The following is a 7243-nucleotide window of genomic DNA, read 5'->3' as shown; positions in this document are numbered from 1 at the left end:
TAGAATACCGGCCTGTCACGCCGGGGGTCGCGGGTTCGAGTCCCGTCCGCTCCGCCACTACTTAAAAAGCCCAGTCTAACGACTGGGCTTTTTTTCGTTCCCGAGACAGCACCCATTTCCCCTCACATCAACACCGCCATCATCCGATCATCGCCCCTGAGAGAGGTTGCCGCTATAATGGCCGCCCTCAAGCAAGGTGGTGGTATGAAAGCAGAGTATCTACAGCGATTCGGGGGCATAGCCCGTCTTTATGGCCAGCGTGCCCTTGGCTCCTTCAGCCAGGCGAAAGTCTGCGTGGTCGGGATCGGTGGCGTCGGCTCCTGGGCGGCCGAGGCGCTGGCTCGGGCTGGCATCAACCAGATCACTCTGATCGACATGGACGACATCTGCATCACCAACACCAATCGCCAGATCCACGCCATGCAGGGGACGGTCGGCCGTCTCAAGACGGAGGTGATGGCCGAGCGCATCCGTGCCATCAACCCGGATTGCGAGGTGATCGAGGTGGATGACTTCGTCACCGCCGACAACCTGGGCGAGCATATCAAGCGGGAGTTTGACTATGTGGTGGATGCCATCGACTCGGTCAAGGCCAAGGTGGCGCTGATTGCCTTCTGCAAGCGCAACAAGATTCCGGTGATTGTGGCGGGCGGTGCCGGCGGGCAGATGGACCCGACCCAGATCACCGTGGCCGACCTGGCCAAGACCATTCAGGATCCGCTGGCCGCCAAGGTGCGCTCCGACCTGCGCCGGCTACACAACTTCAGCAAGAACCCGGCGCGCAAATTCGGGGTGGAGTGCGTCTTCTCAACCGAGCAGCTGAGTTATCCGGATGGCAATGGCGGCACCTGCCAGGCCAAGGCGGCCAGCGACGGCAATATGAAGATGGATTGCGCCTCCGGCTTTGGCGCCGTGACGCCGGTGACGGCCACCTTTGGGCTGGTCGCCGCGTCCCGGGTATTGAAGAAGATTGCCGAGCGGGGAGCCCGTGCCGAGAAAGAGGCCGGGAATGAAGACACAGGGTCGATTGGCGCAGCCTGATCGACCACTGGACAAGGCTGGTTAGACGGCCAGCCCCCGGATTGCCAACACGATAGCTCTGAGCCCGTTGCCCCGCGACGGGCTCAAGTGTTTCTCCAGCCCCAGTTCGGTGAAATAGTCCTCCATGTCGAAGGAGTGGATCGTCGCTGCGGGTTGGTGGTTGAGTGCGGCCAGCACGATGACAATCAGACCGCGCACGATGCGGGCATCGGAATCGCAAGCAAAGTGCCAGTTACCATCCTCACCTTTCTCCCCTTTCAACCAAGCCTGGCTCTCACACCCCTTGAGGCGAAATGCCTCCTGCTGCCATTCGCCGGGCAGTGCAGGCAGCAGTTTGCCGAGCTGGATGATGAGTCGGTACTGGTTCTCCCAGCCGTTTGCTGCCGCAAACTGCTGACGGATGCTATTTGCGTCGGGCTCAACGCCTATCCGGGTGTAGGTTGCGAGGCTGTTCATTGGATTGTCTGCCTTAGAAGAAGTCACGGAGTTTGTGCAGGGCGGCCAGCAGGGCGTCGACATCGTCCCGATTGTTGTAGCAGGCCAGCGAGGCGCGCATCGTGCCGCCGATACCGAGCGATTCCATCAGCGGCATGGCGCAGTGATGGCCGACCCGCAGGGCTATGCCCTGCATGTCGAGCAGGGTGGCGGCGTCCTGTGGGTGGATGTCGTCCAGCAGGAAGGAGATGGCGCCGGCGCGCTGACCGGGTTCGCCGACCAGACGCAGCCCTGGCACCTGTTGCAGTCCGGCAACCAGATAGTCGGTCAGCGCCGCTTCATGGCTGGCCAATGAATCCTTGTCCTGCTCCATCATAAAGCCGATGGCTGCGGCCAGGCCGATGGCGCCGGCAATATGGGGGGTGCCTGCCTCGAATTTGAAGGGCAGGGTGTTGAAGGTGGTGCCGCTGAAGCTGACCCTGTCTATCATCTCGCCGCCGGCCTGCCAGGGGGGCATCCGCTCCAATAGCTCAGTGCGGCCCCACAGCACGCCGATCCCGGTCGGGCCATAGAGCTTGTGGCCGGAGAAGGCGTAGAAGTCGCAGCCGATAGCCTGCACATCCACCACGAGATGGGCCACCGCCTGGGCGCCGTCGATGAGGCTCAGGGCCCCGACCGCCTTGGCCGCTGCCACCATCTCTTTGACTGGATTGACGGTGCCAAGGGCATTGGAGACGTGAGCCACGCTCACCAGTCGGGTACGTGGTCCCAGCAGGGCCAGATAGGCAGCGATGTCGAGATCGCCCCGCTCATCGAGGGGGATGACCCGGATGACGGCACCGGTACGCTGGGCGACCAGCTGCCAGGGGACGATATTGGCGTGATGCTCCAGGGTGCTGAGCACGATTTCATCCCCCGCCCTCAGCTCGTTCATCCCCCAGCTCTGGGCCACCAGATTGATCGCCTCTGTGGTGCCACGGGTCCATATCACTTCGTGGCTGCGAGGGGCATTGATAAAGCGGGCAACCGTCTTGCGGGCATCTTCGAAGGCGCGTGTGGCCCGGCCGCTCAGGGCATGGGCGGCGCGGTGCACGTTGGCATTGTCGGCCCGATAGTAGTGATTGATCGCATCCAGCACGGCTTGCGGTTTCTGGGTGGTGGCGGCGTTGTCCAGATAGACCAGAGGGTGGCCGTTTACCTCTTGCGCCAAGGCCGGAAACTGGCCGCGCAGCCGGGCGTGCTGTTGCTGATTCATGCTCCCCTCATCTCGTCTGGAAAAGTCGGTCATGATCCGGAAAATGGCGGGCAAACACAAGATGAAGTGGCGGGATCCCGTGCCCGGTTTCGGCTGCCTGCGGGATCTCTGCTACAATGCCGCCCCTCATCATAAGCCAAGAGATCCGGCCCATGAAGCTCAACCCCAATCAGAACGAAGCGGTCAAGTATGTCTCCGGCCCTTGCCTGGTGCTGGCGGGTGCCGGATCGGGCAAGACCCGCGTCATCACCAACAAGATTGCCTATCTGGTACAGCAGTGCGGCTACAACGCGCGCAACATAGCGGCGGTCACCTTTACCAACAAGGCGGCGCGGGAGATGAAGGAGCGGGTCGGCCAGACCCTGGGTCGCAAGGAGGCGCGGGGGCTGATGGTCTCCACCTTCCACACTCTGGGGCTTGAGATTATCCGCCGCGAGCACAAGAGCCTGAATCTCAAGGCCAATTTTTCCCTGTTCGACGATACCGACCAGCTGGCGCTGCTGAAAGAGCTGACCGAGGCGGAGCTCGATAACGACAAGGACAAGCTCTCGGCCCTCATCAGCCAGATCTCCAACTGGAAGAACGACCTCATCCTGCCGGCTCGCGCCATGCGCATCGCCCGCGGCCCGGAAGAGGTGCTGATGGCCCAGCTCTACGAGCGTTACCACCGCCAGATGGTGGCCTACAACGCTCTGGATTTTGACGACCTCATCGTGATGCCGACCCTGCTGCTCAAGAGCAATCAGGAGGTGCGCGAGCGCTGGCAGAACAAGATCCTCTATCTGCTGGTCGACGAATACCAGGACACCAACACCAGCCAGTACGAGCTGGTGAAGCAGATCGTCGGCGAGCGGGCCCGCTTCACCGTGGTGGGGGACGACGACCAGTCCATCTACTCTTGGCGCGGTGCCAAGCCGCAGAACCTGGTGCTGCTGAACGAAGATTTCCCCAATCTGCGTCTCATCAAGCTGGAGCAGAACTACCGCTCCAAGCGGCGTATTCTCAAGTGCGCCAACATCCTGATCGCCAATAATCCCCATGTCTACGACAAGGCGCTCTTCTCCGAGCTGGACGAGGGGGTGAAGCTCAAGGTGCTGTTTGCCAAGAATGAGGAGCACGAGGCGGAGCGTATCGCCGCCGAGCTGATGGGCCACAAGTTCATGAACCGCACCCGGTTCAAGGATTACGCGATCCTCTATCGGGGCAACCATCAGTCGCGCATCTTCGAGAAGGCGCTGATGACCAACCGCATTCCCTACCGTATCTCCGGCGGTACCTCGTTTTTCTCCCGCACCGAGATCAAGGACATCATGGCCTACCTCAAGCTGCTGGTGAACCCGGATGAGGACACTGCCTTCCTGCGGGTGGTCAATCTGCCGCGCCGCGAGATAGGCCCCACTACCCTCGAAAAACTGGGCCAGTACGCCAACCAGCGCGGCAAGAGCCTGTTTGCCGCCAGCTTCGAGCTGGGGCTGGAGCAACACCTCTCCGGGCGCGGTCTATCCGCCCTGCAGGCCTTCACCAACTGGCTGGTACGGCTCGGCGATCAGGCGCTGCGCGGCAATCCGGTGGAGGCGGTGCGGGACATGATCAAGGAGATCCACTACGAGGAGTGGCTCTATGAGACCTCTCCCAGCCCGAAGGCGGCAGAGATGCGGATGCAGAACGTCTCCACCCTTTATCGCTGGATCAGCGAGATGCTGGAGGGGGACGAGCTGGAAGAGTCGATGACGCTTGCACAGGTGGTTACCCGGCTCACCCTGCGGGACATGATGGAGCGCAACGAAGGGGAGGATGAGGCGGATCAGGTGCAGCTGATGACCCTGCACGCCTCCAAGGGGCTGGAATTTCCCTATGTCTACATGGTGGGCATGGAGGAGGGGCTGCTGCCCCACCAGACCAGCATCGACGAGGATAATGTGGAGGAGGAGCGGCGCCTCGCCTACGTGGGGATCACCCGGGCCCAGACCGAACTGACCTTTACTCTCTGCAAGGAGCGCCGCCAGTTTGGCGAGTCGGTGCGGCCGGAGCCGAGCCGCTTCCTGCTGGAGCTGCCCCAGGATGACCTGGAGTGGGAAAACCAGAAGAAGGTGACGGCCGAGGAGCGCCAGCAGAAGGGGCAGGTTGGTGTCGCCAACCTGCGGGCCCTGTTCAAGAAGGATTGAGGTCGGAAGGCTTGGTCTCTCGGGAAGCCTGACCCAGCAGAGGGGGAATATCGGCTCCCGGCAGCGGGGGCGAGATGTGGCGCCCCTGCCCGAGGGCGCAGCCAAGCTCGATGAGCTTTTGCAACTGCTGCTGATTTTCGATCCCCTCGACCACCAGGGTGAAGTCGAGGTCCTGGCAGATGTCCCGCATGGCGCGGATAAGCGCCAGATCCTTGGGTGAGTTCAACATGCGATGGGTGAAGCTATCGTCCACCTTGATGTAATCCACCGGGAAGTGAAACAGGGCGTTGAGGGAAGAGAAGCCGGTGCCGAAGTCATCCAGGCTGACCTGGATCCCTTTCGCCCTCAGTTCATGCAGGGCAGTGAGGGAGTCGGCACTCTGCCGGGAGAGCTCGCGTTCGTTGAACTCAAAGATGAAACATGCGGGGATGACACCCTCCTCCTCCATGATGGTGAGCAGTTGCATGATCTGCTCGTGGCTGGCCAGGTGCTTGCCGGAGAGGTTGATGGCTATCCTGAAACGACCGACCCCGGAGGCGGGTTGCCAAAGCTTCAGTTGCTGGCAGGTGCGCTTGAGGATCTGGCGGTCCAGATCCTGAATGAGGCCGCACTGTTCCGCCAGAGGAATGAAGTCGAATGCATCCTTGAGCTCCCCTTCCTCCGTTATCCAGCGCGCCATGACCTCCAGTCCGACCAGGCGGCTGTCACACAGCCTGATCACTGGCTGGAAGTAGGGCACAATCCGCCCTTCCCGCAAGGCTCTGAAGAGCCGCTCTTCCGGTGACCCCGCCTGTTCGGTACAGGCCTCCGAATACATGACGATGCGGCTGCGGCCGTTGCGCTTGGCCTGGTACATGGCGAGGTCTGCCTGGTGCAGCAGTTCACTGACATCGGCCGTTTGCTCCGTCACACTGGCGACCCCCAGACTGACGGTGATGGTCAGTTCGTTGCCCTGGAGCCGGAACGGATGGCCGATACGGCCAATCAGGCGATTGAGCACGGGGCTGATGTCCTCTTCCCGCTGGCTGTTGTCCAGATAGATGACGAATTCGTCCCCTCCGAGCCTCGCCACCATGTCATTTTGCCGGATGCAGCCTTGCAGCCTGCTGCCCAGCTCCTGCAGCAACTGATCGCCGGCACTGTGGCCCAGGGCGTCATTGACCTGCTTGAAGTGATCCACATCGACGAAAATCAGGGTGAAGCCGGCTGTCTGGTAACGGCGGTAGCGGGTCATGGCATGATGCAGGTGATTCATCAGCAGCGCCCGGTTTGGCAACTGGGTCAGCGGGTCGTGCAGGGCATTGAACTGGAGCCGCCGCTCCAGCTCCTGATGATGCTTGAGCCGTTTCTGCAACCTCAAGTTGGTTTGGCGCAGCTGTTGGAGTCGCTGGTTGATGGACTCCTCCGAGTTGAGCTCATCGAGTTGCTGTCGCACCCTTTTGAGCTCCAGCAACAGGGTCAGCTGATGGCGCAGGAAATCGAGGAACAGCCTGTCATCGGTTTCCAGAGGCCGGGTCATGTTGAGGATGAGGTGGGCAAAGTATTGCTGCTGCTGGCGCAGGGGCAGGCTGTACCAGTAAAGTCCCTCTTCATGGCGCTCTACGCTGTTGGTGCTGTGGCACATGGCCCGAATGATGTCATCGTCGTATGTCAGGTGTGGTGGATAGAGTCGCTCCAGTCGCTGGTTTTCCAGCCGGATCAGCAACATGTCGCTGACCGAGAGCATCTGGCGCAACACAGCTTCCAACTGGGCAAACAGGGCATGCTGAGGCAGGTTGTGAGCCAGGCGCATCACTCGGCCGATCTTCTCGATTTTCTCCTGCCACTGGGGATCCCGCTGCATGAGAGGGGAAGCCTGTCCCGCCAGCTGGGTACCGGTCTGGGTTTCGTGCAGGCGTTTGGCCAGGCACTCCAGCAGCAACCTCAGGGTGGGTGCCTGATCCGGGGTGCTGCGTGCCAGCAACCACTGCACGTCGATATGCTCCACAGGCTGCACGCACCAGCCCTGACCTTCATCGAGCCGGGTGAGCTGTTCGGTGAGGCGAGGTTCTTCCCGTCCCAATTGTTGCTTGAACACGTCGGGAAGCTGATAGGTGTAGCGCCAGTTCAGCCCCCCGTCGGCCAGCCCCAGCATGGCGAAATGTTGCAGAGGGCAGAGTGTGTCCAGCAGACCGACCAGTCGGGCGTAATCCTCGGGGGAGGCAATGCCGGGGGCGGGAAAATCCATGATGGAGGAGACGACCGCCAGCAAGGAGTGCGAGTCTGGCGGTGTGGTGGGCTGAACTGACATGCAACACTCCCGAAAAAACTTACCTTCAAGCGTAGTCGGAAGTGATGGGATTGAAAG

At 61.4% G+C, this 7243-nt stretch carries 5 protein-coding genes; 2 read left to right on the top strand and 3 right to left on the bottom strand.

Translation table 11 applies throughout. From position 1 onward, the window contains the following. The first annotated feature begins 204 nt into the window (after positions 1-204). Complete coding sequence (tcdA, locus tag BGO64_RS17575; protein ID WP_049636414.1) at positions 205-1041, top strand: tRNA cyclic N6-threonylcarbamoyladenosine(37) synthase TcdA; 837 nt, start codon at positions 205-207, stop codon at positions 1039-1041. 21 nt (positions 1042-1062) lie between these two features. Here the strand turns inward: tcdA and BGO64_RS17570 are convergent, their stop codons facing one another. Both BGO64_RS17570 and BGO64_RS17565 read right to left on the bottom strand, forming a co-directional pair. Further along, positions 1063-1497 carry a SufE family protein gene (locus BGO64_RS17570; RefSeq protein WP_161470358.1) on the bottom strand — a complete coding sequence of 145 codons (435 nt, stop codon included), beginning with the start codon at positions 1495-1497 and terminating at the stop codon, positions 1063-1065. Between the two features lie 13 nt (positions 1498-1510). Further along, a complete protein-coding gene (locus tag BGO64_RS17565) occupies positions 1511-2731 on the bottom strand; it encodes a cysteine desulfurase (RefSeq protein WP_286701096.1) in 1221 nt (406 codons plus the stop codon). 152 nt (positions 2732-2883) lie between these two features. Here BGO64_RS17565 and rep point away from each other — a divergent pair, with 152 nt between their 5' ends. Then, the gene (gene rep / locus BGO64_RS17560; protein WP_286701095.1) at positions 2884-4896 is read left to right on the top strand and encodes a DNA helicase Rep; all 2013 of its coding nucleotides are present in this window, start codon (positions 2884-2886) and stop codon (positions 4894-4896) included. Here rep and BGO64_RS17555 read toward each other — a convergent pair. Beyond that, positions 4883-7186, bottom strand: a complete 2304-nt coding sequence (locus BGO64_RS17555) for a putative bifunctional diguanylate cyclase/phosphodiesterase (protein WP_052814996.1) — start codon at positions 7184-7186, stop codon at positions 4883-4885. The genes rep and BGO64_RS17555 overlap by 14 nt on opposite strands. Positions 7187-7243 lie beyond the last annotated feature (57 nt).

Origin of the sequence: Aeromonas sp. 62-46 (genome assembly GCF_001898585.1) — a bacterium.
Taxonomy (GTDB): Bacteria; Pseudomonadota; Gammaproteobacteria; order Enterobacterales; family Aeromonadaceae; genus Aeromonas; species Aeromonas caviae.
The sequence above is the reverse complement of the archived record's forward strand: the minus strand, read 5'-3'. Positions and strand labels throughout refer to the sequence as shown.

What these genes read in the sequence shown, in the direction of transcription:
- BGO64_RS17565 (WP_286701096.1), bottom strand. Translation starts at nt 2,731, where the DNA reads ATGAATCAGCAACAGCACGCCCGGCTGCGCGGCCAGTTTCCGGCCTTG.
- tcdA (WP_049636414.1), top strand. Translation starts at nt 205, where the DNA reads ATGAAAGCAGAGTATCTACAGCGATTCGGGGGCATAGCCCGTCTTTAT.
- rep (WP_286701095.1), top strand. Translation starts at nt 2,884, where the DNA reads ATGAAGCTCAACCCCAATCAGAACGAAGCGGTCAAGTATGTCTCCGGC.
- BGO64_RS17555 (WP_052814996.1), bottom strand. Translation starts at nt 7,186, where the DNA reads ATGTCAGTTCAGCCCACCACACCGCCAGACTCGCACTCCTTGCTGGCG.
- BGO64_RS17570 (WP_161470358.1), bottom strand. Translation starts at nt 1,497, where the DNA reads ATGAACAGCCTCGCAACCTACACCCGGATAGGCGTTGAGCCCGACGCA.